The 26,433-nt window shown below is 69.5% G+C and carries 29 protein-coding genes; 20 read left to right on the forward strand and 9 right to left on the reverse strand.

From position 1 onward, the window contains the following. The first annotated feature begins 81 nt into the window (after positions 1-81). From ACQUQF_RS07705 to ACQUQF_RS07720, 4 genes are all read left to right on the forward strand, one after another. Entirely contained in the window at positions 82-306 is a 225-nt protein-coding gene (locus ACQUQF_RS07705; RefSeq protein WP_435177391.1) for a zinc-ribbon domain-containing protein, read from the forward strand. Between the two features lie 256 nt (positions 307-562). Beyond that, complete coding sequence (locus tag ACQUQF_RS07710; protein WP_435177393.1) at positions 563-859, forward strand: hypothetical protein; 297 nt, start codon at positions 563-565, stop codon at positions 857-859. A gap of 1 nt (position 860) precedes the next feature. Further along, positions 861-1,829, forward strand: a complete 969-nt coding sequence (locus ACQUQF_RS07715) for an ArsA family ATPase (protein ID WP_435177395.1) — start codon at positions 861-863, stop codon at positions 1,827-1,829. Positions 1,830-2,027: 198 nt separating this feature from the next. Continuing rightward, complete coding sequence (locus ACQUQF_RS07720; RefSeq protein WP_435177397.1) at positions 2,028-3,857, forward strand: carbon starvation CstA family protein; 1,830 nt, start codon at positions 2,028-2,030, stop codon at positions 3,855-3,857. Between the two features lie 12 nt (positions 3,858-3,869). Here ACQUQF_RS07720 and ACQUQF_RS07725 read toward each other — a convergent pair whose 3' ends face one another. Both ACQUQF_RS07725 and ACQUQF_RS07730 read right to left on the reverse strand, forming a co-directional pair. After that, entirely contained in the window at positions 3,870-4,562 is a 693-nt protein-coding gene (locus ACQUQF_RS07725; protein ID WP_435177399.1) for a hypothetical protein, read from the reverse strand. Next, positions 4,559-4,948 (reverse strand): cupin domain-containing protein, encoded by a 390-nt coding sequence (locus ACQUQF_RS07730; protein WP_435177401.1) that lies wholly within the window; start codon positions 4,946-4,948, stop codon positions 4,559-4,561. The genes ACQUQF_RS07725 and ACQUQF_RS07730 overlap by 4 nt, the downstream gene beginning before the upstream one ends. 118 nt (positions 4,949-5,066) lie before the next feature. Between ACQUQF_RS07730 and ACQUQF_RS07735 the strand changes: the two genes are divergently transcribed. Next, positions 5,067-5,303, forward strand: coding sequence for a hypothetical protein (locus tag ACQUQF_RS07735; protein ID WP_435177403.1), 237 nt, complete (start codon positions 5,067-5,069; stop codon positions 5,301-5,303). A gap of 19 nt (positions 5,304-5,322) precedes the next feature. On the opposite strand, the gene ACQUQF_RS07740 is transcribed toward ACQUQF_RS07735, so the two are convergent. Beyond that, positions 5,323-6,762, reverse strand: coding sequence for a hypothetical protein (locus ACQUQF_RS07740; protein WP_435177405.1), 1,440 nt, complete (start codon positions 6,760-6,762; stop codon positions 5,323-5,325). 1 nt (position 6,763) lies between these two features. Further along, positions 6,764-7,711, reverse strand: coding sequence for a DUF7537 family lipoprotein (locus ACQUQF_RS07745; protein ID WP_435177407.1), 948 nt, complete (start codon positions 7,709-7,711; stop codon positions 6,764-6,766). Positions 7,712-7,896: 185 nt separating this feature from the next. Between ACQUQF_RS07745 and ACQUQF_RS07750 the strand changes: the two genes are divergently transcribed. After that, the gene (locus ACQUQF_RS07750) at positions 7,897-8,583 is read left to right on the forward strand and encodes a DUF5828 family protein (RefSeq protein WP_435177409.1); all 687 of its coding nucleotides are present in this window, start codon (positions 7,897-7,899) and stop codon (positions 8,581-8,583) included. A 138-nt stretch (positions 8,584-8,721) separates the two neighbouring features. Further along, positions 8,722-9,909: an anion permease gene (locus ACQUQF_RS07755; RefSeq protein ID WP_435177411.1), complete on the forward strand. Its 1,188-nt coding sequence runs from the start codon at positions 8,722-8,724 to the stop codon at positions 9,907-9,909. Positions 9,910-9,981: 72 nt separating this feature from the next. Here the strand turns inward: ACQUQF_RS07755 and ACQUQF_RS07760 are convergent, their stop codons facing one another. Further along, positions 9,982-11,346 carry a hemolysin family protein gene (locus tag ACQUQF_RS07760; RefSeq protein WP_435177626.1) on the reverse strand — a complete coding sequence of 455 codons (1,365 nt, stop codon included), beginning with the start codon at positions 11,344-11,346 and terminating at the stop codon, positions 9,982-9,984. A gap of 177 nt (positions 11,347-11,523) precedes the next feature. On the opposite strand from ACQUQF_RS07760, the gene ACQUQF_RS07765 reads away from it, so the two are divergent. The 4 genes from ACQUQF_RS07765 to ACQUQF_RS07780 all read left to right on the forward strand — a co-directional run bounded on the left by ACQUQF_RS07765 (position 11,524) and on the right by ACQUQF_RS07780 (position 13,601). After that, a complete protein-coding gene (locus tag ACQUQF_RS07765) occupies positions 11,524-11,838 on the forward strand; it encodes a glutathione S-transferase N-terminal domain-containing protein (protein WP_435177413.1) in 315 nt (104 codons plus the stop codon). After that, positions 11,838-12,353 (forward strand): redoxin domain-containing protein, encoded by a 516-nt coding sequence (locus ACQUQF_RS07770; RefSeq protein ID WP_435177415.1) that lies wholly within the window; start codon positions 11,838-11,840, stop codon positions 12,351-12,353. The genes ACQUQF_RS07765 and ACQUQF_RS07770 overlap by 1 nt, the downstream gene beginning before the upstream one ends. Before the next feature lie 43 nt (positions 12,354-12,396). Next, positions 12,397-12,981 (forward strand): L-threonylcarbamoyladenylate synthase, encoded by a 585-nt coding sequence (locus tag ACQUQF_RS07775; RefSeq protein WP_435177417.1) that lies wholly within the window; start codon positions 12,397-12,399, stop codon positions 12,979-12,981. 302 nt (positions 12,982-13,283) lie between these two features. Then, entirely contained in the window at positions 13,284-13,601 is a 318-nt protein-coding gene (locus ACQUQF_RS07780) for a HalOD1 output domain-containing protein (RefSeq protein ID WP_435177419.1), read from the forward strand. Positions 13,602-13,607: 6 nt separating this feature from the next. On the opposite strand, the gene ACQUQF_RS07785 is transcribed toward ACQUQF_RS07780, so the two are convergent. Beyond that, positions 13,608-14,279, reverse strand: coding sequence for a CRISPR-associated protein Cas4 (locus ACQUQF_RS07785; RefSeq protein ID WP_435177421.1), 672 nt, complete (start codon positions 14,277-14,279; stop codon positions 13,608-13,610). 184 nt (positions 14,280-14,463) lie between these two features. Next, positions 14,464-15,066, reverse strand: coding sequence for a conditioned medium-induced protein 4 (locus ACQUQF_RS07790; protein WP_435177423.1), 603 nt, complete (start codon positions 15,064-15,066; stop codon positions 14,464-14,466). A 115-nt stretch (positions 15,067-15,181) separates the two neighbouring features. Here ACQUQF_RS07790 and ACQUQF_RS07795 point away from each other — a divergent pair, with 115 nt between their 5' ends. The 4 genes from ACQUQF_RS07795 (at position 15,182) to ACQUQF_RS07810 (ending at position 19,689) form a co-directional block, all read left to right on the forward strand. Continuing rightward, positions 15,182-15,763 (forward strand): biotin transporter BioY, encoded by a 582-nt coding sequence (locus ACQUQF_RS07795; protein ID WP_435177424.1) that lies wholly within the window; start codon positions 15,182-15,184, stop codon positions 15,761-15,763. Between the two features lie 19 nt (positions 15,764-15,782). Further along, positions 15,783-16,511, forward strand: a complete 729-nt coding sequence (locus ACQUQF_RS07800) for an energy-coupling factor ABC transporter ATP-binding protein (RefSeq protein ID WP_435177426.1) — start codon at positions 15,783-15,785, stop codon at positions 16,509-16,511. Then, a complete protein-coding gene (locus ACQUQF_RS07805; protein WP_435177427.1) occupies positions 16,508-17,215 on the forward strand; it encodes an energy-coupling factor transporter transmembrane component T family protein in 708 nt (235 codons plus the stop codon). Before ACQUQF_RS07800 ends, ACQUQF_RS07805 begins: the two co-directional genes overlap by 4 nt. A 287-nt stretch (positions 17,216-17,502) precedes the next feature. Continuing rightward, positions 17,503-19,689, forward strand: a complete 2,187-nt coding sequence (locus ACQUQF_RS07810; RefSeq protein WP_435177429.1) for a heterodisulfide reductase-related iron-sulfur binding cluster — start codon at positions 17,503-17,505, stop codon at positions 19,687-19,689. 265 nt (positions 19,690-19,954) lie between these two features. Here the strand turns inward: ACQUQF_RS07810 and ACQUQF_RS07815 are convergent, their stop codons facing one another. Further along, positions 19,955-20,500, reverse strand: coding sequence for a DedA family protein (locus ACQUQF_RS07815; protein WP_435177628.1), 546 nt, complete (start codon positions 20,498-20,500; stop codon positions 19,955-19,957). Positions 20,501-20,911: 411 nt separating this feature from the next. Here ACQUQF_RS07815 and hemB point away from each other — a divergent pair, with 411 nt between their 5' ends. Next, positions 20,912-21,898 carry a porphobilinogen synthase gene (gene hemB, locus ACQUQF_RS07820; protein ID WP_435177431.1) on the forward strand — a complete coding sequence of 329 codons (987 nt, stop codon included), beginning with the start codon at positions 20,912-20,914 and terminating at the stop codon, positions 21,896-21,898. Positions 21,899-21,916: 18 nt separating this feature from the next. Here hemB and ACQUQF_RS07825 read toward each other — a convergent pair whose 3' ends face one another. After that, a complete protein-coding gene (locus ACQUQF_RS07825; RefSeq protein ID WP_435177433.1) occupies positions 21,917-22,411 on the reverse strand; it encodes a cupin domain-containing protein in 495 nt (164 codons plus the stop codon). Between the two features lie 200 nt (positions 22,412-22,611). Here ACQUQF_RS07825 and ACQUQF_RS07830 point away from each other — a divergent pair, with 200 nt between their 5' ends. The 4 genes from ACQUQF_RS07830 to ACQUQF_RS07845 all read left to right on the forward strand — a co-directional run bounded on the left by ACQUQF_RS07830 (position 22,612) and on the right by ACQUQF_RS07845 (position 26,417). After that, positions 22,612-23,460, forward strand: coding sequence for a DUF7344 domain-containing protein (locus tag ACQUQF_RS07830; RefSeq protein ID WP_435177435.1), 849 nt, complete (start codon positions 22,612-22,614; stop codon positions 23,458-23,460). A gap of 2 nt (positions 23,461-23,462) precedes the next feature. After that, complete coding sequence (locus ACQUQF_RS07835) at positions 23,463-23,783, forward strand: HalOD1 output domain-containing protein (RefSeq protein WP_435177437.1); 321 nt, start codon at positions 23,463-23,465, stop codon at positions 23,781-23,783. A gap of 369 nt (positions 23,784-24,152) precedes the next feature. Beyond that, positions 24,153-25,853, forward strand: coding sequence for an ammonium transporter (locus ACQUQF_RS07840; RefSeq protein WP_435177439.1), 1,701 nt, complete (start codon positions 24,153-24,155; stop codon positions 25,851-25,853). 147 nt (positions 25,854-26,000) lie between these two features. Next, a complete protein-coding gene (locus ACQUQF_RS07845; RefSeq protein WP_435177441.1) occupies positions 26,001-26,417 on the forward strand; it encodes a DUF5518 domain-containing protein in 417 nt (138 codons plus the stop codon). Positions 26,418-26,433: the final 16 nt, after the last annotated feature.

Genomic DNA, 26,433 nt, shown 5'->3' on the forward strand with positions numbered 1-26,433 from the left:
GACGTGACCGGGCGAGCGGTCGTGCGTCCGACTCGCACGACGGACGGGGAGTTTTATTGCGGCGGCGAGTGATCCAACACCATGGGCATTATTGGCACGGCCAAGGAGATGCTGCGGGCCTCCACCGAGTCGGCCGACCGCGGGGACGGTGCGGCCGAGCGGTCGAAGGGCGCGTACTGGTGTCACGACTGCGACGAGCGCATCCGGGACGTGGAGGTCGCTGGCGATGACGCCCCGACCTGCCCGGAGTGCGGCGACGAGATGGAGTTCGAGCGGTCGCCGTCCTCGACGGGGTGCGCGTGCTGACGGGCGGAGGCAACGACGGATTTCTTCGCATATCGTGTCGGTTACCGGGGCATACATCCGGCGCGTCGACCCGCCCGTGGTTGTTCCCCGGATAGCCGGGGCGCCACGGGGAGAGGGCGCCACAAGGCGAGGTCGAGACCGGTCGCCGGCGCTGCGCGCGAGACGAGCGCCGTTCGACTCGGCGACCCGACGGAGCGCCGGCCGGCGTGCGGCGGGTCGGCAGCCTTTTATCGGCGGGACGACTGTGTGACGACTGATGACACTTGCCGACCGAATCGAGACGTACCGCGAACGACTCGAGGAGTGGCTCCACGGGCTCTACCACGGGATGGTAGAGCACCCGGCCTACGAGCTCATCGAGCAGGAGGCCGAGGACACCGAGGACGCCTTCATGTTCGCGTGCTTCTCCGACGCGTTCGGCATTCCGAGCCCGGTCTCGTACTACACGGCCGAGCTGCTGCCGTACCTCGGCGAGGAGTTCCAGCACTGGGAGCGCCGGATGTGGGACCGCGAGTCGATGCTCGAGCGCAAGGGCCACCAGTACCACTTCTAACATGAGCAAGTTCGTCTTCTTCGGCGGCAAGGGCGGCGTCGGCAAGACCACCGTCTCGTGCGCGTACGGGCTCAAGTGCGCCCGAGCCGGCCAGAGGACCCTGGTGGTCTCGACCGACCCGGCCCACAGCACCTCCGACGTGTTCGACCAGCAGTTCGGCGACGACCCGAAGGCGGTCGAGGGGTACGAGAACCTCTGGGCGATGGAGCTCGACCCCGACGAGGAGGTCGAGCGCCACATGATGGAGATAAAGCGGACGATGAGCGACCAGGTGAGCCCGGCCATCGTCAACGAGATCGACCGCCAGATAGAGCTGGCCCACCGGACCCCCGGCGCCCACGAGGCGGCGCTGTTCGACCGGTTCATCGACGTGATGCGGAACGCCGAGGAGTACGACCGCGTGGTGTTCGACACCTCGCCGACCGGCGGGACGCTCCGGTTGCTCTCGCTGCCGGGCTTCCTCGAGAGCTGGATCGACCGGCTGCTCGAGAAGCGCGAGCAGAGCATCGACCTCTACGAGAAGGCGGCCATCGGCGGTCGCGACCCGCGCCAGAAGATAGAGCAGGACCCGATCATCGCGCGGCTGGTCGAGCGCAAGGAGATGTTCGAGTTCGCCGGCGAGACGCTGCGCGACGACGCCACGTTCTTCCTGGTGCTCAACCCCGACGAACTCTCGATCCGGGAGACCCGTCGCGCCGTCGAGGACCTGACGGAGTACGACCTCGCGGTGGCGGGGCTGGTCGTCAACAAGATCGCCCCCGAACCCGACGAGGGCGAGGCGGGGACCGGCGCGACGTACCTCCGGGAGCGCCACCGGACCGAACAGGAGCGCATCCGGCGCATCGAGACGGAGTTCGACGAACCGGTGGTGGCCCGCATCGTCCAGCGGGTCGAGGAGGTGAAGGGCGACCTGCTGGCCGAGGTCGCCGACGAGCTGGCGATCGACGTCACCCCCGAGCCCCACCTCTGAGCGCGGTCCGCCACCGTTCGAAGCCAAAAGGTATTCAAGCGGTCGTTAACGTAATATTTCTTATCTTTCCTAAGCGATACCGGGGAGAAGTACCGTCCGCATCGACCGTGGCGCCGGTAACAAATTTCCATTATAAGAAAAGAAAGGAACAATCTTTAAGTCGATGTTCTCCCTTCAACTGGAATGAGGTGACTTACCATGGTACAGGTGATCTGGCTGGTGGTCGCGGTGCTCGTACTGTTCAGCGCGGGGTATCTGGGCTACTCCCGGTACCTCTCGCAGTTCGTCGAACTGGACGAGAATCGAACCACGCCGGCGCATAAATACGACGACGGACAGGAGTACGTTCCGTCGAAGAAGCCGGTGTTGCTGGGGCATCACTATTCGAGTATTGCGGGCGGCGCGCCCATCGTCGGGCCGATAACCGCGGCGGTCTGGTGGGGGTGGGTCCCCGCGTTCCTGTGGGTCGCCATCGGGAACCCGCTGTTCGGGAGCGTCCACGACTTCATGTCGCTGACCTCGAGCGTCCGCCACGAGGGCAAGTCGATCGGGTACATCATCGGCGAGTACGTGGGCGAACGCGGCAAGAGCATGATCCTGTGGTTCGCGTTCCTCACCATCATCCTCGTGGTGGCGGTGTTCGCGCTGGTGGTCGCGCTGGTGTTCACCGCGTATCCGCAGACGGCGACGGCGAGCACGGTGTACATCCTGCTCGCGCTGGTGTTCGGCGTCTACTTGTACCAGCTCGACCTCCCCTTCCTGCCGGGGACGGTCGCGTTCGTCGCCGCGGTGTTCGCGGGCGTGTGGGTCGGCGTCGAGTTCCCCATCGCGCTGACCCCCAGCGCTGGCGGATTCGCCCCCTACCCGGAGGGCACCATCGTCCTGCTGAACAGCAGCCCGCTCCCGGCGGTGCTGGGTAGCGGGAACCTCGCGATGTGGATCCCGGTCGTGATGATCTACGGGTTCATCGCGAGCGTGCTCCCGGTGTGGGTGCTGCTCCAGCCCCGGGACTTCCTCACGTCGAGCCTGCTGTACACGGGCGTCGGCGCGGTCCTGCTGGGCGTCATCGTCGGCACCCTCACCGGCGCGGGCGAGACGTTCGAGATCCAGATGGCGGCGTACAAGGGCTTCTTCGGCGATCCGGACTTCACCACCGCGCCGCTGTTCCCGATCCTGTTCGTCACCATCGCGTGCGGCACCATCTCCGGCTTCCACTCGCTGGTCTCCTCGGGGACGACCGCCAAGCAGTTGGACAAGGAGACCGACGCCCGCCTCATCGGCTACGGCGGCATGCTGGGCGAGGGGCTGCTGGCGACCGTCGCGCTGGTGACGGTGTCGCTGGCCGCCCAGACGCCCGCCGGCGGCGGTATCGGGCTCGCGCTGCCGAACTTCGCGGCGGGCGGCGGCATCGTGATCAACACCGCCTTCGGTATCGGCGAGACGATCGCCGCGACGTTCATGGGGCTCGTGCTTGTGAGCTTCCTGCTCACGAGCACGGACACCGCGGTCCGCCTCGGCCGGTACATGATGGAGGAGATCGTCGGCACGCCGGAGTCGTCGCTCGAGCGGACGGCCGCCAACCGGTACGCCGCGTCGGCCATCCAGATCGCGCCGGCGTACGTGCTGGTCGCGACGGGGAGCTGGGCCGACCTCTGGCCGCTGTTCGGCGGCGCGAACCAGACGCTGGCCGCGCTGGCGCTGCTGGTCGCGACGCTCTGGCTGGCCAACTGGGACGACAGCAAGCAACTGCTCAGCACGGGCGTCCCGATGGCCATCATGTTCACCATGACGACGCTGGCGCTGCTCTACCTCGCGTTCTGGCAGAACCTCAACAACAAGCTCCTCAACGCGGAGTGGATGGCTCAGCACGGAACGCTGGACGTCGTCGCCACCGTGCTCCAGATCGCCATCGCGCTGGTGCTGGTCTACATGGCCGTGTCGCTGGTCAGGATGGGCTACACCAACATCAAGCGCGCCAGGAGCGGCGAGGCGGTCGCGGCCGACGGCGGGGAGGTGACCGACGACTAGCGCGACCGACGGCTAGATCTGGAACCGCCGAGCGATCAGTCTGAGCAGTCCCGGTTCGTCTTTTTCGATCGGTTCCCACAGGCGGAACGCCTCCTCGACGCTGGCCTCGCTGCTGGCGACGATGTCGTCCTCGTCGGGAGCGACCGCGACCAGGTTTATCTCGTAGTGCCCGTAGTAGCCGTACTTGATCATCGTCCGGTCCCGGAACTCCGAGACGAACGCCCGGAGCGGGTCGGGGATCGTGGGCGCGACGAGCACGAACGTGAAGTCGGTGCTGTAGTGCTCCTCGTCGGCCTCGATCCACTCGTCGGCGAGCTCGTGTCCGAGTTCGACCAGGCGTTCGGCCGCCTCGACGGACGGGGTCTCGGTGCGGCGGACGAACAGGTGCTCCCGGACGTCGTGGTGGCCGAACGACAGCGAGGGGTGGAGGAAGTGCTTCTCGCTGTGGACGTCGAGCCGACCGTAGAGGGTGAACCGTTCGCCCCGGACCGTCCGGTCCTTCTCGAGGTCGTAGTTGTACATCAGGCGGTCGCTCACCCGGTCGACGTACTCGTCGTCCCAGTCGGGCACGTCAGGCCCGGCGTCGTCGCCGTCGCGCGCATCGGCTACCTCGTCGGCGGGCGCGGACGGGCCTGTCGACGAGGCGTCGGGCGACTCGCCCTCGGCGTCGGCCGGTCCGTCGGGGTCCGACGTCGCGTCGCTCATGCGTCGGCGTCCCCGGACTCGGGGTCGTAGGCGTGGACGTCGTCGACCGAGGGCGCGCCGACGACCAGCGTCCGGACCGGCTCGGCGGCGTCCTCGGGGACGAACGCCCGCTGGGGGCTGTCGGGCTCGACGACGAACAGGTGGCCCGCGGGGACGACCTTCTCGCCCTCGGGCGTCTCGACGCGGAGCTCGCCGGACTCGACGTAGAAGACCTCCTCCTGGTCGTCGTGGTAGTGGTACGCCAGCGGGATCTGCTCGCCGGGCTCGACCTCGTAGAGGTTGACCGCGGCGTTCTCCAGGCCGGCCTCGTCGCCGACCGCCCGCTGGACGCACGGCCGGTCGGACGTCGGTTCGACTGACGACGGGTCGATGACGTGGTATCCCATGTGTGACCACAGTTCGCAGGAGTTTAAATACCCTCGGACGGCGGGAAGAACGTCCGCGGCGACCGCGGAGCGGGAACCGCGACCGCCGAAACCTTAAGAGCCGAGGCGCCCAACGGTCGTGCAAGAGACACTCATGGACGACCAGCGAACCGAGGCGTGCGGCCGGTGCTCGATGACCAGCGTGGTCTCGATGACGACGGAGGACGGCGAATCGACCGGTCGCGACCCCTTCGACGGGGCGCGCATCGAAGTGCCCGAGTCCGAGCTGCGGAAGGTGAGCAAGCCCCAGATCTGGCTCGGTCGGCTCAAGCGCCGGCTCGACGAGGCGGCGACCCGGCTCACGTACGGCCGCTGACCGGCGGTCCGAACCGGACTCAGTCCTCGGCCACCGCCACGGTCAGGTTCCCCGTCGCTACCGACAGTTCCGTCCCGGCCACGAAGCCCTCGGACCCCGCGAGCACGACCGTCCACGCCCCGCCGGGCGACCGGACGTCCATCGTCGCGCCGTCGACCGTCCAGGTCCCGTTCGCGGCCGGTGCGCGGGCGTCGAGCGACGCCGCGAACGCCGCGGCGAACTCGCTGGCGTTCGCGGGGACGTCCCACCGGAGCACCCAGGCGTAGCTCGCGTTGCCGGACGCGCGCCGGAACGTGTACAGCGTGTCGTTGCCCCAGCCGGCGGCCCCGCGCCGCGCCCGCGACTCGTTCAGCCCGTTCCGGAGCGCGACGCGGACGAACGCCTCGCCCAGCGTATCGGTCCCGGCCCGCCGCCAGGCCGAGCCGGTCGCGTCCACCGAGACGGGCATCGACCGGGCGGGCTCGGCGCCCGGCGGGTGGCCGTGGAGCACCTGCTCGCTCGTCCGGGGCGGCCGCTCGTACACCGCCGCCAGCCGGGCGGGCGAGTCGACCCGGCTCGCGACGTAGCGGTGCCCGGCGATGTACCGGAGGTTCGCGTACCGCTGGCGGCTCCCAGGCGCGAGCCGGCGGTCGTACTCGGTGTAGAACTCGGAGTTGAGCCGGTCGCCCGGGACGTAGCGCCGGAGATACGCGTCGGTCGCGTACACCGCCGCGCCCTCCAGCACGCTCCGGACCGCGAAGCGGTGGTCCGTGGTGGCCCCCGGAAGCGCCCGCCGGAGCTGGGCGCTCCGCCGGTTCTTGAACTGGACGTAGTGGACGTACTCGTGGGCCAGCACCCACTCCATCGACGACGCGTCGGAGTCGGCTGGCGGGTACAGCCGGATGCCGCCGAACAGGGTGGTGACGCCGTTGGGGAGCCGGCGGCGCTCGGACCGGTCGAGCGTCGGCTCGGACTCGACCCCGAGGAGCTGCCAGAACCGGTAGAGCTGGAGCGAAGGGCCGCGGCCGACGGTCGGATCGTCGTCCGCGGTCTCGTTGTCGTCCTCTGCGGTCTCGTTGTCGTCTCCCGTGGTCGCATCGCCGCCCGCGGTGCCGTTGCCGAACCGGTCACCCGCCACGTACACGTACGCCGGCCGGGTGACGTTCGTGCCGAGGACGCGCTGGACGCGGGCGAAGACCCGGGTCTGGTTCACCGGGAGCGGCGCGCCCCGGGCCTCGATGGAGCGGTCGTCGGCGCCAGTTCCGCCTGACGCGGCGGTCGTCGTTACAGTCGCCGCGGTCGTCTCGCCGGGCGATCCCGACGCGGTTGGGGGCTCGCCGGTGGCGACCGGCGACGCAGCGGTGGTCCGGTCGGCGACGCCGCGCCGCTCCTCCCGGACGCTCGTCGGGGCGGTGCAGCCGGCGACGACGAGCAGCGCGGCGGCGAGCAGCGCCGCGCCGGTCGGAGCGGACGGGGTCATGTCAGGCGGTCGTGGTCGTGGTCGCAGTCCGGCCGTCGGTCGTCCGCTCGCCGGTCGAGGTCGCCTCGTCGCTCGTCGTGGTCGTCGCGTTCAGCCGGTCGCCGAGCGAGACCGCGGTCTCCGCGGCCGGCGGGAGCCGGATCGACACGTCGTCGCCGTAGCCCGAGAGCCGGAGGGTCAGCTCCTGGTGGAGGTCCATCTCCCGGCCGCGCACCGAGACGGTGGAGTCGATCGTGGTGTTGGATTTGACCGGGCGGTACGTGTCCGTCGCGAGCCAGTAGGTGACCGAGACGTTCCGCACCTCCCCGACCCGGCGGTTCGTCACGTCGGCCGAGAGCTCGGCGTACCGCTCGGGGTCGGGCGTGGCCCGCAGGACGTAGGTCTCGGTGCCGTCGACCGTCTCCCGGCCGACCAGCTCGACGTCCGAGATGTTCAGGAGCTCGCGCTGGCGGGTGAGCGTGTCGAGCGCCGACCACCGCTGGGAGAAGTTCGCCGAGATGTTGCGCTGTATCCACTTCGAGGAGAACGCCCGCGTGAACTGCGGACTGCGCTGGTAGAGCGTCCGGTCGACCACGTAGGTCGAGACGCTGCTCGACCGGCCGGCCACCCGCGCGGTCCGGTCGATCCGGAGCTCGCGCTCGGCGCGGTCGACCGCGCCGGTCGAGTTGGTGACCGTCCGGCGCTCGACGTTGTTCGACGAGACGACGGTGACGATGCGGGCGTCGATGCGGTACGTCTCCACGTCGGCCATCGCCGAGAGGGCGTCGCGCTTGACCGCCGTGGCGTTCGCCGACTCGACGGTGGAAGGCCCGTCGCTCCCGTCGGTCGTCGCGGTCGCGTCGGGCGCGGCGGTATCGGTCGCGGGGTCGGTCCCGCCGCCGGAACAGCCCGCCAGGACGACGAGAACGGCCAGGAGGAGGGCGACGAGCGCGCGCTGTGGGTTCGACATTCGGGAAAGTTACCGCCGGCTGACAGCATAAAGCCTCCGGTTCGCCGACAGGTTCGTCGCCGCGGCGTCGCGTCGGCGCTCACCGCGGCCGACCGGCGGCGCACCCCGACGCCGGCACTCGGTACCGGGCGACCCGGCCAGGGACAAAAGATAAATCCGCCCGCGCCTTACGGTCGCCGACCAGAATGGAAGAGAGCGTTTCGGGCTTCAAGCTCCGCGGCACGTGGGGCGACATCGTCGAACACGGCGAGCGCATCACCGAGGCACTCCGCGAGGCCGACGCGTCCGGCGACGCCTACGAGGAGTGGGACGAGTGGCGGCCAAAGCACCACGAGCGGCTCGGCGAGGACGTCTCGGAGAAGACCGCCGAGCAGGCCTCGGTCGGCGAGGGCGAGGGCGAGAAGAAGGGCAAGGCGCCCGACGACGACCTCAAGACCGCGGGCGAGAAGATCAGCGAGTCCTACGAGAAGCTGGAGGACGAGAAGACCGACGAGGCGGTCGACAAGTGGCAGGACTCGGTGAGCTACGTCGCCCGCGCGGCCGACTCCGCGAGCCGGAAGGCGCTCCGGAAGGTCGAGGACACCGTCTACCAGAAGGTGATGACCCGGCTGGCGCCCTACTACTTCGACAACGACCTCATCAGCGCCAACGTCCAGCAGGTCGGTCGAGGCGACGGCGAGGAGGAGTTCGTCTTCGAGGTCAACATCAACGACGACGACCTCAAGGAGCAGGTCAGCGAGCGGCTGGCCGAGTACGAGGACGAGGTCACCCGCTGGCACGTCGCCACCGAGAAGCGCACCGACACCGCGGAGGCCGCCGAGGGCGTCGAGCCGCCCCGCGAACCCGAGGAGCCCCACTCGAAGACGACCTGAGCGCGGGGACGACCCGCGAACCGGCCCGGTTCGTCCTCCGCGACCCCGCTCGATCCGTGCCCCGCGAGGTGACGATACCGGGAATCGACGACCTCGAAGCCGGTACACTATTCTACCGTCGGTAACACGTTCACCCATATGGTTGGGAGTGGCGTCGTGACGTTGGTGATCGCAGCCGTCGCCAGCCTCTTCATGGCGTGGGCCATCGGCGCGGGGTCGTCGGGGTCGACCCCGTTCGCGCCCGCGGTCGGCGCGAACGCCATCTCGGTGATGCGCGCCGGGTTCTTCGTCGGCCTACTGGGATTTCTCGGCGCGGTGCTCCAGGGCGCGAACGTCTCGGAGGCGGTCGGTACCGCGCTCATCGACGGGGTCGAGCTGACCGCGATCGCGGCCACGACCGGACTGCTCGTCGCGGCCGTGCTGGTCGCGATCGGCGTGTTCACCGGCTACCCCATCGCCACCGCGTTCACCGTGACCGGCGCCATCGTCGGCGTCGGCCTGGCGATGGGCGGCGACCCGGCGTGGGCGAAGTACCGCCAGATCGCGTCGCTGTGGGTGCTGACGCCGTTCGTCGGCAGCTCCATCGCCTACACCACCGCGAGGCTGCTGCGCTCCGAGCGGACCTCCGAGAAGGTGGTCAACCCGGTGCTGGCCGGGCTGGTCGGGCTCATCCTGGCCAACATCAAGTTCGTCGCGCTCGGGCCGCCCGACGTCAGCCAGTCGGTCGCCGAGACCGCCGCGGCGGCGCTGTCGCTGCCCTCGATCGCGGGGGTCGAGACCGGTCGCGTCGCCGTCTCGCTCGCCATCGCGGTCGCCCTCGCCGGTCTGCTGGCGTGGGACGTCCACCGCGACCTGGAGGCGGGCCAGCGCCACTTCCTGCTCGCGCTCGGGAGCCTGGTCGCGTTCTCGGCCGGCGGGTCGCAGGTCGGGCTGGCCATCGGCCCGCTGGTCCCGCTGCTCGACCCGTTCGACATCCCGCTGGTGCCGGTGCTGGTCGGCGGCGGCCTCGGCCTGCTCGCCGGGTCGTGGACCGGCGCGCCCCGGATGATCAAGGCGCTGGCGCAGGACTACTCGGCGCTGGGCCCGCGCCGGTCGATCGCGGCGCTCATCCCGTCGTTCGCCATCGCGCAGGTCGCGGTGTTCTTCGGCATCCCGGTGTCGTTCAACGAGATCATCGTCAGCGCCATCGTCGGCAGCGGCTACGCCGCCGGCGAGGGCGGCGTGAGCCGCGAGAAGATGGGGTACACGGTGCTGGCGTGGATCGGGTCGCTCGTGCTGGCGACCGGCGTGGCGTACGGGGCGTTCACGCTCATCGAGTCGCTGTAGTCCGAGTCGGGGTCCGACGGAGAAGGAGGCAGAAGGTGACGTCCGACTGCGAGGGCCGAGTGGGGCCGGCCGTCAGTCGGACTCGGTCTCGACGCCCTCGCCGACCTCGACGCCGCCCTCGGTCGCGTCCTCGGCCTCGGCGCGCTCCTGCTCGTCGAGCTTGGTCACGCGGGCCTTCATGATGCGGGTGTTCTCGACCTGTTCGACGTGGAGCCGCACCCCGTCGTAGGTGATGGTCTCGCCCTCCTCGACCAGCCGGCCCGCGCGGTTGAAGATGAAGCCCGCGATGGTCTCGAACTCCTCGCCCTCGGGGAGGTCGATGTCGAGCGCCTCGTTGACCTCGTCGATGTTGAGCTCGCCCCGGACGATGATGGTCTCGTCGTCGACGTACTCGATGGGCTCTTCCTCCTCGCCCTCGAGGATGTCGCCGACGATCTCCTCGACCATGTCCTCCATCGTCACGAGCCCCTCGGTGGTGCCGAACTCGTCGATGACGATGACCATCTGCATCCGGTTCTCGCGCATCTCGGTCAGCAGCTCGTCGACGTTCTTGCTCTCGGGGACGTGGAGGGTCGGCTGGATGACGTCCTCGAGTTCGAGGTCGTTGTGCTCGCCGTAGGTGTGCTCGCGGACCAGGTCGCGGATGTGGATGACGCCGATGACGTTGTCGAGGCTCCCCTCGTAGACGGGGACCCGCTCGTGGCCGCTCTGGACCAGCGTCTCGATGGCCTCCTCGACGTCCGCGGTCTTGGGCACCGCCGTCATGTCGAGCCGCGGGGTCATCACCTCCTTGGCGATGGTGTTGTTGAACCGGAAGATGCGCTGGAGCATCTCGCGCTCGTCCTCCTCGATGACGCCCTCGCGCTCGCCGGTCTCGATCATGTCCTGGATCTCGTCGCGGGTCACGTACGACGTCTCGATGGCCGACCGCCCGCCGGTGACCTTGTTGACCAGCCGGGTCAGGTAGTCGAACGTGACGACGAGCGGGAGCAGGGCGTACTCGGAGTACTTCAGGGGCCTGGCGATGCGGAGCGCCCACGACTCGGTGTTCTCGACCGCGTAGGACTTGGGGGCGCTCTCGCCGAACAGCAGGACGAGCGCCGTGATGCCGAAGGTGGCGACCGCGACCGCCTCGCCCTGGCCGAGGTGCATCGCGAGCACGCCGGTCGCGATCGAGGACATCGCGATGTTGACGATGTTGTTACCGACCAGGATCGTCACCAGCAGGCGGTGTGGATCGGACTTGAGCTCGGCGACCGCTTCGGCGCCCGGCACGCCGTCCTCCAGAAGGGCGTCGACGCGGTGCTTCGCGAGCGAGAACATCGCGATCTCCGACGACGAGAAGAACCCGGACAGCGCGATGAGCACGACGATGGCCGCGGCTCCTATCAGCGTGATCTGCCACTCGGTGAGCGTGACACCGAACACCTGCGCCATCGGGGCGGCACCGAGCGACGTGGCCGCGGGTAACGGGAGTGACACCATTCAACAACCCATCTTGAGGGTCGGCGGGATTAACTCTTTATTCTTTTCCCTCGACGTGACGCCGCGTTGACTTCGGGCGCGGCTGCCGCGAGCGAAGACCTTACGGCGCTTTCGCGCCAATACGCGCCCATGAGCCAGTCAGCGACCGGCGGACCTGCCATCACGCTGTACCGCCTGCAGGCGTGCCCGTACTGCGAGCGCGTCGTCCGGGCGCTGCAGGACCACGACCTCGACTACGCGTCGCGGTTCGTCGAGCCGATGCACAGCGACCGGGACGTCGTCAAGCGCATCTCGGGCAAGCGGACCGTCCCGGCCATCGTCGACGAGAACACCGGCGTCACGATGAGCGAGAGCGCAAACATCGTCGACTACATCGAGAGGACCTACGGCGACGAGGCCCGGGCCGACGGCGGCCGACCCGCCGGCGAGGGAGGGGAGCGCTGATGCCGGACTTCGACGTCGTCGAGCTCCCCGAGACCGACCACGTCGCCGAGGGCGACACCGCGCCGGACTTCACCCGACCGCTGGTCAACGAGGAGTACTGGGAGGACGCGAGCCTCTCGGAGCTGACCGACGAGGGGCCGGTGCTGCTGGTGTTCTACCCGATGGACGGCGCGTTCCCGGCGACGTACATCTGGAACGAGATCCGGGACCGGGCGTGGGGTGGCGACGGGTCGGACCTCACGGTCGTCGGCCTCTCCATCTCGGACCCGTACGCCCACAAGCAGCTCGTCGAGGAGCGCGGGATGGACTACCGGCTGTTCTCGGACCCGCAGAACGGCGTCGCCGAGGAGTACGGCATCGTCAACGACCTCGACGGGATGGCGGGCGTGAGCGAGCCCCGGCCCGCGGTGTTCCTCCTCGACGGGGACCGCACGGTCGAGTACGCCTGGGTCGCCGCGGAGTGGCCCGAGTTCCCGGACTACGACGAGGTCGAGCGGGCCCTCGAATCGGCGTAGTCGACCGACGCGCATTTCTCTCCGAGGCGCGAACGACCGACCGATGACCCGGGAGGACATCGAGCGCGCCGCGGCCGCGATCCGCGACGGCGACCTCGCGGTTTACCCCACCGAGACGGTGTACGGCCTGGGCGCCGACGCGCTGGACGAGGACGCGGTCGAGCGAGTGTTCGAGGCGAAGGACCGACCCCGCGACAAGCCGGTGTCGCTGGCCGTCCCGGACGTCGACGCCGCGCTGGAGTACGTCCGGGCCGCCGAGCGCGAGCGGCGGTTCATGCGGGAGTTCCTGCCCGGCCCGGTGACCGTGCTCTGCGAGAAGCGCGAGGCGGTGCCCGACGCGCTGACCGGGGGCCGCGAACGGGTGGGCGTCCGCGTCCCCGACCACGAGGTGGCGCTGGACCTGCTCCGGGAGGTCGCGCCGGTCACGGCTACGAGCGCGAACGTGAGCGGGCGGCCGAGCGCGACCCGGGTCGCCGACCTCGACGACGAGATCCGGGACGCCGCCGCGGTCGTGCTCGACGGGGGCGAGACCGGCGGCACCGGCAGCACCGTGGTGAACGTCGCGACCGGCGAGATCCACCGCCGGGGACCGAACGCCGACGCGGTCGCGGCCTGGCTGGGCGAGTGATCGACCGGACCGATCGGAGTGACCGGCCGGACCGATCCAGACGCCCGACCGGTCGAGACGGCGGTCCGGCGCCGCAAAGCAGCCGACCCGTGCCGCGGGACGGTCGACCGACCGCCGGTTCCGCCCGGTCACCGGAGCGGGTCGGCGCTCCGAGTCGCGGGACCGACGGACGCCGACCGCGTGTAAGCGGTGGTTACCACCATTCTGACATCAGCTGACGGGGCGGCGGCGCGGCGACCGCGCCGAATCAGGCGGGTCGTAACAAAGGACTGGAAGCGTTAAGGTGTCGGTAGGGACGACCAATGGCAACCACCACGAAGAACACGAACGCGGAGCTCCTGTACCGGGTGAAGCACGACCGGGACCGCGACGGACCGCTGAGCGACGCCGTCGTCGAGGCGCTCGCCGCGGTCGAGGGCGTCGAGCCGGAGAACCTCGACGTCCGGCTGTACGACAGCGTCGACGGCGACGCGCTCGACCGCCTCTACGAGGTCACCGCCGAGCGCGGCGAGCGGCTCCGCGTCGCGTTCACCATCGCCGACTACGAGGTGACGGTCCACGACGACGGCCGGCTCGCGGTCCGGGAGCGGACCGGCGGCCCGACGCCGGACGGTCGGTGACTCGCGTCACAGCCCGAGCAGCGACTTGAGCGAGCGCGTCCGGACCCCGCACTCCGCGCGGTACTCGCAGGCGTCGCACTTCGCGTCGCCCCGGAGCCGCGGCGGCGGGCCGTCCAGCGACCGGACCGCCTCGACGGCCGCCCGGTAGGCGGCCTTCCGGCGCGTCGTCAGTTCGATCTCACGGATCACCCCGTGGCCGGGGTACTCGACGAAGGCCCGATCGACCGACCGCTCGGCCTCCCACGACAGCGCCTTGGCGGCCGCGACGGTCCGCACCGTCTGGGGCTCCCAGACGCCCTCCGCGGGCGGGTCGCCCGCGAAGACCATCGCCGGTACGCGACCGGCCGCGTCGAGCGCGAGCACCTTGTGGACGACGCCCCGGCACTCCCGGCCCTCGGCCAGTCGCTCGCGCTCGTCCGGGTCCCGGATCGCTGGCCACGCCGGCTCGAACCGCCGCCGGGCGCGGTCGAGGTTCGCCCGGAACTCGGCCGGCCCGACCGCCAGCGGGAGGTCGGCGAGTCGCTCGTCGGGACCGTCGAGCAGGTCGCCGTACCGGAAGGCGAGGTCGCGGCGCTCGGCCACCCACTCGGGCACGTCGACCTCGTCGCGCCGCCGGTAGTAGAGCTTCCGCGGGCAGTACGTCGCGGTCTCGAGTTCGCCGAAGGGAATTTTCGACACGGGAGGGGTTCGTCCCGTTCTCCGGTATAAAGGTCAGCAACGGGAGTGCCGACAGTAGCGTCATCCAGAACAAGCATCCGCGCGAGCGAGGACGAGCGAGCGGCCTTTTTTGGTCCAGATTTTTTCGAGGAGGGTACCCGCAGCGCCGAAGGCGCGAGGACACCCGACGAAGAAAAAAGGTGGTCTAGAATGAAACGTTCGTCTCCATCCCCTCGGTCGCGTCGTCGAGGCCGTCCTCCTGGACGCCCTCGGTCATCCGGTCGGAGAGCTCGCGGTCCTGGAGCACGTTCTCGAACTCGTTGCGGAACTGGTCGTTGACGGTGCGGCGCTGGCGCTGGGCCTCGATGACCCGGCAGTAGCGCCGCACCGTCGACTCGCTCACGCCGAGCTCCTCGGCGCACTCGCTCGCGGTGGCGTCGTCGTCGAGCAGGTCGCGGAGGTCGTCCATGTCGAACGGCGCGTCCTCGTCGGCGTCGCGGACGAGATGCAGGTCGATGCGGGCGCGCGAGACGGTCTTGCCGAGCGACGCGTCGCCGAGCTCCCGGGCGATCTCGGCGTCCGAGTCGCCGGCGTAGTAGCCCCGGACGACGGTCACGAGCTCCTCGTCCGAGAGCGAGGTGCCGAAGTCGTAGCGGTCGCGCATGCGCGTGACAATCTCCTGGAGGCGCTCCTCGACCGCCGTCTCCGAACTCAGCGAACCGTGAGTCTCCTCCTGGCGTTCGGTGACGGTCGATTCGTCGGTGACATCCATGAAGATGTCACGGAGTTCCTCGGTCTTCTCGTCCATTATCCTATGATGTGGGTGCCTCGTGACCCCGGTATATAAAGTTGGCGGCAGTCGGGGCGAGGCGCGAGCGTCGTCAACCGAACCTTTCATCCCGGTTGACGGACCAGGGGCGAGTATGAGTACCGACACCGCGTCAGTCGAACTGGTCGGCGAGGAGACCGCGGAGAACGTCGCGCGCGCGGCGCTGCTCGCCGCGCTGACCGGCGCGTTCGCCTACGTCTCGTTCCCGAACCCCGTCTCGCCCGTCGACATCAGCCTGCAGGTACTGGGAGTCTTCCTGGCGGGCATCCTGCTCGGGCCCGTCTGGGGCGGGCTCTCGATGGCGTTCTACCTGCTGGCCGGCGCCGTCGGCGCGCCCGTGTTCCTGGGCGGATCGAGCGGGCTGGGCGCGCTATTCGGCCAGAGCGGCGGCTACCTCTGGTCGTACCCGGTCGCGGCGTTCGCCATCGGCGCCATCGTCCACGGCGGCCTGCAGATCCGGGACCCCGCCGAGCGGAGCCTCGTCCGGCTCGTCGGCGCGATGGTCGTCGGGACCGCGATCATCTACGCCTTCGGCGTGGTGGGGCTCGCGCTGGTGCTCGACATGACCCTGCGGGCGGCGTTCGTCGCCGGCGCGGCCGCGTTCATCCCGGCCGAGGCGTTCAAGATCGCGGCCGCGGTCGGCGTGGTCCGGAGCGACCAGATCGCCGCCGCATAGCGGTTTCGGACACTCCGAGATGATAGAGACGCGCAATCTCGTCCACCGGTACGGCGACGACGGCCCGGCCGCGGTCGACGGCGTCTCGCTGTCGATCGACGACGGCGAGTTCGTGCTGCTGGCCGGCCCCAACGGGTCGGGCAAGTCCACGCTGGTGCGACACTTCAACGGCCTGCTCGAACCCGACGAGGGCGCGGTGCTGGTCGACGGCGCGCCGGTCGACGAGAACCTCGTGGCCGCCCGGACGAAGGTCGGGATGGTGTTCCAGCAGCCCCGCGACGGCTTCGTCGCGGCCACGGTCGGCGCCGACGTCGCCTTCGGCCCCGAGAACCTGGGGCTGTCCCGCGAGGAGATCGACCGCCGGGTCGACGCCGCGCTGGCCGCCGTCAACATGACCGGCCGCCGCGAGGAGCGCATCGACGAGCTCTCGGGCGGCGAGCGCGAGCGGGTGGCCGTCGCCGGCGCACTGGCGATGGAGCCCGACCACCTCGTGCTCGACGAGCCGTTCACGGGGCTCGACGCGCCCGCGCGCGAGTCGGTGGTCGACCAGCTCCGGGCGTTGAAGGAGGCGGGCACGGGCGTCGTCCTCGTGACTCACGACCTCCGGGACGCCGTCGACCTCGCCGACCGGGTCGTCGCGCTCGCCGACGGGCGGGTGGCCGCCGACGGCGCGCCCGACGAGGTGCGCGACCGACTGCCCGACCTCGGGATACGGGTGCCGCCGCGGCGGGAGCCCCGACGACCGTGACCCTCACCTACCGGCCCGGCGACTCGGTCGCCCACCGGCTCGACCCCCGGACCAAGCTGGGCTTCCAGGTCGCGTTCGCGGCCGCGGCGTTCGCCCACACCACGCCGGCGGGGCTGGCGGCGCTGACGGCGGTCGCGGCGGGCGTCCTCCGGGGCTCGGACCTGTCGGCCCGCCGGGCGCTCGCAGAGTACCGGTTCGCCTTCCCGTTCCTGGTCGGCGGCCCGGTGCTCTCCGCGCTGACGCTCGGCCCGCCGTGGGTCCGGTGGGAGCCGGGGTTCGACACCGCGCTCGCCAGCTACCGGGTCGTCCTGGTCCTGCTCGTGAGCGCGGCGTACCTCCGGACGACCCCCGTCCGGGACTCCCGGGCCGCCATCCAGCACCTCGTGCCGGGGAGGGCCGGACGGCTGCTCGGCACCGGCGTCGGCTTCGTCTTCCGGTTCCTGCCGGTCCTCCAGGCCGACCTCCGGCGGATCCGCGACGCCTCGGCCGCCCGGCTCGGCGACCGGCGGGGGCCGGTCGACCGGATGCGGCTGGTCGGGGTCGCGGGGCTGGCGCGGTCGCTCTCGCGGGCCGACCGGTTCGCGCTGGCGCTCCGGGCCCGGTGTTTCTCGTGGAACCCGACCCTGCCGCCGCTGTCGTTCTCGCGGGCCGACGTCCCGGCGCTGGCGGCCGGCCTCGCGCTGCTGGCGTGGGCGGTCGTGTGAACGCGGCGGGCGGGAACGAGCGCCGGGACGTAGTTCCGAAGGATACGGACGGGTTGCGAACTCAACCAAGTCCGCGCACCGCGACACCGTCATGCGAATCATTCCGCACATCGCGGTAGCGATTCGCATGGGTATCGTCCGGGGAACCGAACTGGCACTCGTCGGCGCGGTCGTCGCCGAGGCGGCGCGGCTGAAGCGTCGAGAACTATAAACTCCGCATCCGTTTTCTCGCGGGGGGACGGCCTGAGTCGGTAAAACTTAAGCGAATCGTGTCCCCCGTGTAGAACATGGCAAGACTCGCGCTGGCGCAGGCGGGGGCCGAGACGACCCGGCCGACGTTCTGGCAGATCGGCCACCTCGGCGAGGCCGTCTTCTACTACCTCTCGGCGGTGGCGATCGTCATCTTCCTGTTCGGGCTCTACGACCGGTTCGCCACGTACGCGGAGGGGACCGAGTCGTGGTTCGACCGCCTCGACGACCTGCCGGGCCGGGTGCTCGAAGCGACGAAGATCGTCTTCTCGAACCAGAAGCAGTTCGACCGGGACCTCTACGCGGGCCTGATGCACGCGTTCATCTTCTGGGGCTTCCTGACCCTGCTCATCGGGACGACCATCCTGGCCATCGACATGGACATCTGGACGAAGGCGCTGGGCCAGGAGTCGTTCTTCGAGGGGGCGTTCTACCTCTCGTACTCGCTGGTGATGGACGCGATGGGGCTGCTGTTCGTGGTCGGGGTCGGGATGGCCATCTACCGGCGCTACTGGGTCCAGAACCGCCGGCTGTGGGGCCGCCACACCTCGGCCGAGGACGACCTGTTCGTCTGGTCGCTGTTCCTGCTGGGCGTCGGGGGCTACCTCACCGAGGGCGTCCGCATCCTCGGGACGAGCGCGACGCGCGACGTCTCGTTCGAGACGGTCAGCTTCGTCGGCTGGTTCGTCTACGACGTGCTGCGGGTCGCCGGGGTCACCCCGGAGATGGCGACCGCGGCCTACCCCGTCGTCTGGTGGTCCCACGCCATCCTGGCGCTGGCGTTCGTCGCCTCGGTGCCGTACGCCAAGCCGTTCCACATGATCTCCTCGTTCGCAAACGTCGTCACCCGCGACGAGAAGGCGGGCAAGCGCCTGCCGGGCGTGCCGGACGACGCCAGCCCCGAGGAGATCGGCCACGGCTCCATCGAAGACTTCTCGTGGAAGGAGCTGCTCGACCACGACGCCTGCACCAAGTGCGGCCGGTGCTCGTCGGTGTGCCCGGCGAAGGCCTCCGACCGGCCGCTCGACCCGCGGAACGTCATCCTCGACCTGAAGCGGTACCGCGAGGACCGCGACGCCGGCCGGGTCGAGGACATCCCCATCATCACCGACACCACGACCGACCAGACGTACTCGCCGGAGGGCGTCACTGAGGCGGTGGCCGACGGGGGCGCCGCGACCGCCGACTCGGTCATCGCCAGCGAGACGATGGAGGCCTGCATGTCCTGCATGGCCTGCATGGACGCCTGCCCGGTCGAGATCGAGCACGTCGAGCAGTTCACCCAGATGAACCGCCGGCTGACCGAGTCGGGCCAGATGGACCCGAACGTCCAGGACACGATGATGAACGTGTTCCAGAACGGCAACACGTTCGGCGAGCCCCAGCGCAAGCGCCCCGAGTGGGCCGACGACCTCGACTTCGAGATCCCGGACGCCCGCGACGAGCCGGTCGAGTACCTCTGGTACGTCGGCGACTACCCCAGCTTCGACGAGCGCAACCGGAAGGTCGCCCGGTCGCTGGCGACCATCCTGGAGGAGTCGGGCGTCGACTACGGCATCCTCTACGAGGACGAGCAGGCCGACGGCAACGACGTCCGCCGGGTCGGCGAGGAGGGCCTCTACGAGATGCTGGTCGAGGACAACGCCGCGGCCATCCAGGACTGCGAGTACGACAGGATTGTCTGCACCGACCCCCACAGCTACAACACGTTCAAGAACGAGTATCCGGAGTTCGACGCCTGCGAGTGGACCGAGGACGACGTGTTCCACTACACCCAGGTCGTCGAGGAGCTGTACGACGAGCTCGGCCTCGCGGGCGACGAGCTCGACTACACCGTCACCTACCACGACCCCTGTCACCTGGGCCGGTACAACGACGAGTACGAGGCGCCCCGCGACATCGTCCGCGCAACGGGCTGCGAGCTCGACGAGATGCCCCGCAACCGCAGCAACTCCTTCTGCTGCGGCGGTGGCGGCGGCGGCCTCTGGATGGACTTCGAGGAAAACCCCAAGCCCAGCGAGGAGCGCCTGCGGGAGGCCCTCGAGGACACCGACGCCGGCAGCGCGGTCGAGAAGTTCGTCGTCGCCTGCCCGATGTGCATGACGATGTACGAGGACGGCCGCAAGACCGGCGGCTACGAGGACGACATCGAGATCGTGGACGTCTCGGAGCTGCTGGTCGAGGCCATCGGCGCGAAGGAGCGCGTCGAGGTCGCGGCGGACTGAACTCGCGCTCGGTTCTCGTTCTTCCGCCGGTGTGGAAATCGTAGCAGTGGCTTCCGGAGCAGACGTTCTCGAAAAGGCTGCCGCACCCATCGCGGCAGAGTTGCGCTCGCGTGACGTTCATTGCATGGCACGCGATGAGGTCGGCACGCGAGCGCAACCGAGGGTACGCACCGCGGCTTGTTAGGTCTGACGCATACCAGTTCGCGGAGAAACGCGTCGCGATAGGGCGTCGAGTTGTTCCGCGCAGGACGGTGCGCCGGCGGGCTCAGAGGAAGCCGAGGAAGCCGAGTTCGACCGCGTACAGCGCGGCGGCGGCGAGCCAGGTCTGGAAGACGAGGGTGCCCAGCGCCGAGAGGACGACGAACTCCCAGTCGTTCATCTCGGCGAAGCCGGCGGGCACCGTGAGCATCCCGCGGGTGAACAGCAGCGCGTTGCTCACCGGGACGACGACGCGACCCCACCGCTGGAACCACCCGTCGAAGCGGTCGAGCTGGGACTCGTCGATGCGGAACCACCGCTTCTCGAGCAGGTACTCCCGGCCGCCGCGCTTGGCCAGCAGGAACAGCGCGTACTGGCCGATGGTCGCGCCGACCACCGCGACGCCGATGACCGCCGCGATGGAGGCGTAGTCGGTCGCCGACTCCGCGAGCAGCGTGACGCCCAGCGGGACGAGGCTCTCGCTCGGGGCGAAGTACAGCAGCATCGCGCCCTCCAGGATCAGGATGAGAAAGAGCGCGAGCAGGCCGTACTGGTCGAGCCACTGCTTCGCGAGCTCCTTGTTGCCGACGAAGAACAGGGCGACGCCGACCACCGCCGCGAGGACGACGCCGACGACCAGCAGCAGGAGCCCGTTATCGGCGAAGAACCGCCTGACCGAACCGGGTTCGGTCGCGTTCGACAGCAGGACCCCGCCCACGAACGGGAGGCACGCGAGCACGACTGCTCCGAAGGCTATCGGCGCGTCGGCGACGAGGGCGAACGGGGACAGCATTCGTGACTGTCGTATCGACAGGGGTGATTAAAGGCGTTGTGACCCCGATTGTGCGATGCGTTTGCACGGAGTTGTCCCGGACGAGTCGATGGTAGTGGAATCGACAGTAGCGGCGAGGTAACAGCGAAAACGGTGTGGAAAGCCCCGCCCGAAGGTTCGCGAATCCGAGCTTTCGCCGGTGGAAGTTCCGCGAGCGACGCGGTTTTGGCGCCTGCGCCGCAACACCCGGGCATGAACCTCACCGACCGGCCCCGCCGGCTCCGGCGGGACGGCATCCGCGGGATGGTCAGCGAGACCGACGTCGACGCCTCGGACCTGATCGCGCCCGTCTTCGTGGACGCGACGACCGACGAGCGGGTCCCCATCGAGTCGATGCCCGGCCACGACCGCGTCCCGGTCGAGGAGAGCGTCGACCGGGTCGAGGAGGTGCGTGAGACCGGCGTCGAGGCGGTCATGGTCTTCGGCATCCCCGAGTCGAAGGACGAGCGCGGGACCCGGGCGTGGGCCGAGGACGGCGTGGTGCAGGAGGCCGTCCGCCGGATTACGAGCGAGACCGACGCCTACGTCATCACGGACGTCTGCCTCTGCGAGTACACGAGCCACGGCCACTGCGGGGTGTTGGAGGAGGGGGCCGGTCCAGACGCGGATCCCCGCCTCACCGTCCGAAACGACGAGACGCTCGACCTGCTGGCCCGGACCGCGGTCTCCCACGCCGAGGCCGGGGCCGACATGGTCGCGCCCTCGGCGGCGATGGACGGGATGGTCGCCGCCTTGCGGGAGGGCCTCGACGACGCGGGCTACGCGGACGTGCCGATCATGAGCTACGCCGCCAAGTACGAGTCGGCGTTCTACGGCCCGTTCCGGGACGCCGCCGACGGCGCGCCCGCGTTCGGCGACCGGCGCCACTACCAGATGGACCCAGCCAACCGCCGGGAGGCGCTGCGGGAGGTCCGACTGGACGTCGAGCAGGGCGCCGACGTGCTGATGGTCAAGCCCGCGCTGCCGTACCTCGACGTGGTCCGGGACGTCCGCGAGGAGTTCGACCACCCCGTGGCGGCGTACAACGTCTCCGGGGAGTACGCGATGCTCCACGCCGCGGCCGAGAACGGGTGGTTAGACCTGGAGGAGGTGGCGCTGGAGTCGCTGGTGTCGATGAAGCGCGCCGGCGCCGACCTCATCCTGACGTACTTCGCCGAGGACGTGGCCGACGCGCTGTGAAGGACAGGAACTGTTCGCTCACTCCGGTCCCGCGGTCATCTCGGTGAGTTCGGCGCCGCAGTCCGCACACGAGAGGACGTAGGTTTCGCCGCCGTCGCGTACCTCGTAGTCGCGGTCGGTCTCCTCGCCGCACTCCGGACACTGCTCCTCGATAATCGCGCCGTCGGCGGCCTTGGGCGCACCGACCGCGACGACCCGAGCCGGCTCGTCGCCGGCCGCGATCGCGCGCTGGCGGGCCTCGGGCGGGACGAAGAACGCCTCGCCCGATTCGACCCGGTAGTCGCCGTCGGGCGTCTCGACGCGGAGCTCGCCCGCGACGACGTACAGCAGCTCCTCGTGGTCGGGGTGGCGGTGCTCGCCCCACGGCAACTGCTGGCCAGGGTCGGCGACGTACACGTTGAACCCGAACTCGGTGGCCCCGACCGCCTCGTCGACCTCCTTCTTGTGCCGGGTGTGGTTCGGGGCGTCGGGCAGGTCGTCGACCGCGACCTTGCGGAACTCGCCGTCGGTCATGTGCCCCGATAGGACGCCGACCGCGAAAAGGGTCCGCCTCCGAGACCGGGACAGTCGTTCGGACGCCCGTGGCGGAAGCGACACTCGGGGGACGCCTCCAGTAGGATGTCGGTTCGAGACACTGGAATTAAGACGCGGGTCTCACAGTATCTACCGCTGACGGCACCCTTAATGCCGGCTCACCGCTGGTCAAGGTTGTAATGGGCGATTCACGTGAAGAGCGGGTCGTTCGGTTGCTCGCGGACGCGCGCAATCGGGAGGTCCTCTCCGTTCTGAACGACGCCGACGAGCCGTTACACATAGACGAACTGGCGTCTCGGCTCGTGAAACGAGACAGTTGCGTCCTCAGTACGTCAGCGTACGAGGACGAGTACGACCGAGTTCGCATCGCGTTGCACCACAACCACCTTCCGAAGCTCGCCGAGGAAGGACTGGTCGAGTACGACGCGGGGGAGAACGTCGTCGCCCAGCGGGACCACCAGGCGTCCGACCCGGATTGGACCGACGTGGAACTGATCGACGAACTGCTGGCAGACCTCCGGGGTGGAGACGGACCGGACGAGGACGCGATCGGCGTGATCGAGCGTCGCGAGACCGTGATCGAGTACGGCCGACAGCTCGTCGACGAGGCCGACGAGGAACTGTTCTGCATGTACGTCAATGACGACGTCCTCGAGGAGGAGTGTCTCCGCCGCGTCGAGACCGCCATCGCCCGAGGCGTCGACGCCTACGTCGGTTCGCAGAACGCGAACGTCCGCGATCTCGTCCGTCGTCAGCTACCGGAGGCCACCCTGTGGGAGCCCCAGTTGGACCTGATGAACTCCCCGTCGGGCTATCCGAGAGTCGGGTGGCTGCTCTTCGCGGACCGCGAGAAGCTCATGCTCGCGCTTCTCGACGAATCCGCAGGCGACGAGGAGTACCGGATGACGGCCATGATCGGCGAGGGCGCGACGAATCCGCTCGTGGTCCTGGTGCGTGAGCTGCTAGGTCCGCGGCTCGACCATCTCGATTACCAGAGCGAGGACTTCAGGGGGAAACTCCCCTTCTGACCATGACTGGCAACCCACACTCCGAGGACAGAGACGACACCGACCGACAGGAGCGATCGTCGAGGGGAACCTACGAGATCAGTGCCGGCGAGTCGCCCAGCGAGGCCGTGGTCAGAGCCGTCGCGGCGCGGACGGACACGGCCCCTGTGGACCTCGACCCGCTCTACGACATCGTCGATCCCGACCACCTGGACGCGATGTGCGGGACCGATGACGGTGCCGACCGAGTCGAAAGTTCGGTGACGTTCACGTTCCACGGCTGTCAGGTATCAGTGACGCGGAAGGAAGTCTCGGTTCTCGAAACCGACAGAGACGGCAGATAGACGTATTCTTCTCGGTCCGTTCGGCGCGAGCGGCGGGATTGCGAATCGTCGAAGGAGTCGCGACGGTCGCGCGCACACCGCGTCTCTCGGATCCCCGACACCGACTGCGCCGATGAACGGACGTTCGAAATACGACCCACGACCGCCCGGTTTCTGGACGGAATACAACCTTATATCGCTATTATCCGATTGTAAATCGGACGAGCGTCTATTCAACCCCTTCTATTTTCGAATACGTCAACGCTTAGGCTTATGTACGACGTCATCGTGACAGTATACCGTGAGCGAACACACGAACCGAGAAGAATTCGAGATATTCCTGAACAGTCGTCCAGACGACCTCGTCGAACTCCCGACGGAGGGCGAGCGATGCTAGACGTCGCCCTGCAGGTCGACCCGAGTTCGATCGCCAGCGGGGTCAACAACGTCTGGGTGCTGACCGTGACCTTCCTCATCTTCTTCATGCACGCGGGCTTCGCGATGCTGGAGGCGGGGCAGGTCCGGTCGAAGAACGTCGCCAACCAGCTGACCAAGAACATGCTGACCTGGAGCGTGGGCGTCGTGGTCTACTTCCTGGTCGGCGCGGGCGTCTCGTCGATCGTCGGCGGGGCGGCCGACCCGTTCGCCTACGTCAACGGCGGGTCGGACTCCTGGATCGGCTGGCTGTTCGGCGCGGTGTTCGCCATGACCGCCGCGACCATCGTCTCGGGCGCGGTGGCGGGCCGGGCGAAGCTCCGGGCGTACGTGACCTACACCGTCCTGCTGTCGGCGGTCATCTACCCGGTCGTCGTCGGCTTCACCTGGGCCGGCGGCTTCCTCACCGAGGTCGGGCCGGGCTTCCAGGACTTCGCGGGCGGCATGATCGTCCACGGCATGGGCGGCATCGCCGGGCTCACCGCGGCCTGGATCCTCGGCCCGCGGATGGACCGCTACAACGACGACGGCTCGGTCAACGTCATCCCCGGCCACTCGGTGACGTTCGCCGTCCTCGGGACGCTCATCCTCTGCTTCGGCTGGTACGGCTTCAACGTCGGCACGGCCGCGAGCGTCTTCGTGGTCGAGAACGGCAGCCTCGCGCTCGGCGCGTTCGCCGACACGGTCGGCCGGGTCGCGCTGACCACCACGCTCGGGATGGCCGCGGGCGCCATCGGCGCCGGCACCCTCTCGCTGGTCAAGACGAGGAAGGTCGACACCCTCTACGTCGCCAACGGGATGCTGGCCGGGCTGGTCGGCATCACCAGCAACACCAACGGCATCACGTGGGTCGGCGCGCTGGCCATCGGCCTCATCGCGGGCGGCCAGCTCCCGGTCGTCTTCGAGTTCGTCGAGAAGCGGCTCAGGATCGACGACGTCTGCGCGGTGTTCCCGGTCCACGGCTCGGCGGGCGTGCTCGGGGCGCTGCTGTTCCCGTTCTTCGCCGTGCCGGGCTACGAGGTCAGCTTCGCGGCCCAGGCGATGGGCGTCGCCGTCATCGCCACCTGGACCGTGGCCGCGACCGCCCTGGTCTTCGGCGTCCTGAAGGCGCTCGGCCAGGCCAGGGTCAGCGAGGAGCACGAGCGCGAGGGGCTCGACATCGCCGAGCACGGCGTCGACACCTACCCCGAGTTCGGCCGCCCCGACGTCTCGGAGGGCAGCGCGGTCCGGACCGACGGCGGTGAGCGAACTCCGAGTTCGCGAGCCTCGTCGGGGCTTCGCTCCGACGGCGCTGGCGACCTGCCGAACGCCGGCCGGATCAAGATGGTCACCGCCGTCGTCCGGCCCGACCGCCTCAGCGACGTCAAGACCGCGCTCGCGGAGGTCGGCGCGCCCAGCCTCACGGTCACCAACGTCTCGGGCCGGGGGAGCCAGCCCGCCAAGACCGGCCAGTGGCGCGGCGAGGAGTACACGGTCGACCTCCACCAGAAGGTCAAGATCGAGTGCGTCGTGGCCGACGTCCCCGCCGACGAGGTGGTCGAAGCCATCCGCGAGGCCGCCGACACCGGCGAGCCGGGCGACGGCAAGATATTCGTGCTCCCCGTGGAGGACGCGGTGCAGGTCCGGACGGGCGCGCGCGGTCCGGAGGCGGTGTAACCGAACTCCGACCCGCTCGCGGCCGGCCGTCGTCTCGCCGACGCACGTCGAACACTCGCGAACCACTCCTGCTTCCGAGGTACAGACCACCTGCCCCGAGCCGCCGGCGCGGCCAACATACTTGTTCCCTCGCTGAGAACAGTCGGTATGGCCGAGAGACAACGCACCGCCCGGTCGACGACCCGCTCGCCCTCGACCGCCGACAGGCCGCCACGCGACGAGCCCAACACCCTGCTGAACGCGGTCGTCGGCGCGGTGGTCACCGTCGTGACCGCGCCGGCGCTCCCGTTCGCCGCCATCGTCGGCGGCGCGGTCGCGGGCTACCTCCAGCGGGGGAGGCTCGGGGAAGGCGCGACCGTCGGTGCGCTCGCCGGGGCGATGGCGGCGATCCCGGCCGCGCTGTTCGCGTGGGTCGTCGTCGGCTTCTTCTTCCTCGGCGCGGACCCGTTCTTCGCGCTGTCGAGCGTCTTCGCCGCCGTCCTCTTCGTCGTGGTCGCGGTGTATCTCGTCGGCGCGGGCGCGCTGGGCGGCGCGCTCGGGGCGTACCTCCGGCGGGAGCTGTGAATCGCCGGGACTCGTC

This window comes from Halorussus sp. AFM4 (genome assembly GCF_051194995.1).
GTDB lineage: Archaea > Halobacteriota > Halobacteria > Halobacteriales > Haladaptataceae > Halorussus.

What these genes read in the sequence shown, in the direction of transcription:
- ACQUQF_RS07705 (WP_435177391.1), top strand. Translation starts at nt 82, where the DNA reads ATGGGCATTATTGGCACGGCCAAGGAGATGCTGCGGGCCTCCACCGAG.
- ACQUQF_RS07710 (WP_435177393.1), top strand. Translation starts at nt 563, where the DNA reads ATGACACTTGCCGACCGAATCGAGACGTACCGCGAACGACTCGAGGAG.
- ACQUQF_RS07715 (WP_435177395.1), top strand. Translation starts at nt 861, where the DNA reads ATGAGCAAGTTCGTCTTCTTCGGCGGCAAGGGCGGCGTCGGCAAGACC.
- ACQUQF_RS07720 (WP_435177397.1), top strand. Translation starts at nt 2,028, where the DNA reads ATGGTACAGGTGATCTGGCTGGTGGTCGCGGTGCTCGTACTGTTCAGC.
- ACQUQF_RS07725 (WP_435177399.1), bottom strand. Translation starts at nt 4,562, where the DNA reads ATGAGCGACGCGACGTCGGACCCCGACGGACCGGCCGACGCCGAGGGC.
- ACQUQF_RS07730 (WP_435177401.1), bottom strand. Translation starts at nt 4,948, where the DNA reads ATGGGATACCACGTCATCGACCCGTCGTCAGTCGAACCGACGTCCGAC.
- ACQUQF_RS07740 (WP_435177405.1), bottom strand. Translation starts at nt 6,762, where the DNA reads ATGACCCCGTCCGCTCCGACCGGCGCGGCGCTGCTCGCCGCCGCGCTG.
- ACQUQF_RS07745 (WP_435177407.1), bottom strand. Translation starts at nt 7,711, where the DNA reads ATGTCGAACCCACAGCGCGCGCTCGTCGCCCTCCTCCTGGCCGTTCTC.
- ACQUQF_RS07750 (WP_435177409.1), top strand. Translation starts at nt 7,897, where the DNA reads ATGGAAGAGAGCGTTTCGGGCTTCAAGCTCCGCGGCACGTGGGGCGAC.
- ACQUQF_RS07755 (WP_435177411.1), top strand. Translation starts at nt 8,722, where the DNA reads ATGGTTGGGAGTGGCGTCGTGACGTTGGTGATCGCAGCCGTCGCCAGC.
- ACQUQF_RS07760 (WP_435177626.1), bottom strand. Translation starts at nt 11,346, where the DNA reads ATGGCGCAGGTGTTCGGTGTCACGCTCACCGAGTGGCAGATCACGCTG.
- ACQUQF_RS07765 (WP_435177413.1), top strand. Translation starts at nt 11,524, where the DNA reads ATGAGCCAGTCAGCGACCGGCGGACCTGCCATCACGCTGTACCGCCTG.
- ACQUQF_RS07770 (WP_435177415.1), top strand. Translation starts at nt 11,838, where the DNA reads ATGCCGGACTTCGACGTCGTCGAGCTCCCCGAGACCGACCACGTCGCC.
- ACQUQF_RS07775 (WP_435177417.1), top strand. Translation starts at nt 12,397, where the DNA reads ATGACCCGGGAGGACATCGAGCGCGCCGCGGCCGCGATCCGCGACGGC.
- ACQUQF_RS07780 (WP_435177419.1), top strand. Translation starts at nt 13,284, where the DNA reads ATGGCAACCACCACGAAGAACACGAACGCGGAGCTCCTGTACCGGGTG.
- ACQUQF_RS07790 (WP_435177423.1), bottom strand. Translation starts at nt 15,066, where the DNA reads ATGGACGAGAAGACCGAGGAACTCCGTGACATCTTCATGGATGTCACC.
- ACQUQF_RS07795 (WP_435177424.1), top strand. Translation starts at nt 15,182, where the DNA reads ATGAGTACCGACACCGCGTCAGTCGAACTGGTCGGCGAGGAGACCGCG.
- ACQUQF_RS07800 (WP_435177426.1), top strand. Translation starts at nt 15,783, where the DNA reads ATGATAGAGACGCGCAATCTCGTCCACCGGTACGGCGACGACGGCCCG.
- ACQUQF_RS07810 (WP_435177429.1), top strand. Translation starts at nt 17,503, where the DNA reads ATGGCAAGACTCGCGCTGGCGCAGGCGGGGGCCGAGACGACCCGGCCG.
- hemB (WP_435177431.1), top strand. Translation starts at nt 20,912, where the DNA reads ATGAACCTCACCGACCGGCCCCGCCGGCTCCGGCGGGACGGCATCCGC.
- ACQUQF_RS07825 (WP_435177433.1), bottom strand. Translation starts at nt 22,411, where the DNA reads ATGACCGACGGCGAGTTCCGCAAGGTCGCGGTCGACGACCTGCCCGAC.
- ACQUQF_RS07830 (WP_435177435.1), top strand. Translation starts at nt 22,612, where the DNA reads ATGGGCGATTCACGTGAAGAGCGGGTCGTTCGGTTGCTCGCGGACGCG.
- ACQUQF_RS07835 (WP_435177437.1), top strand. Translation starts at nt 23,463, where the DNA reads ATGACTGGCAACCCACACTCCGAGGACAGAGACGACACCGACCGACAG.
- ACQUQF_RS07840 (WP_435177439.1), top strand. Translation starts at nt 24,153, where the DNA reads ATGCTAGACGTCGCCCTGCAGGTCGACCCGAGTTCGATCGCCAGCGGG.
- ACQUQF_RS07845 (WP_435177441.1), top strand. Translation starts at nt 26,001, where the DNA reads ATGGCCGAGAGACAACGCACCGCCCGGTCGACGACCCGCTCGCCCTCG.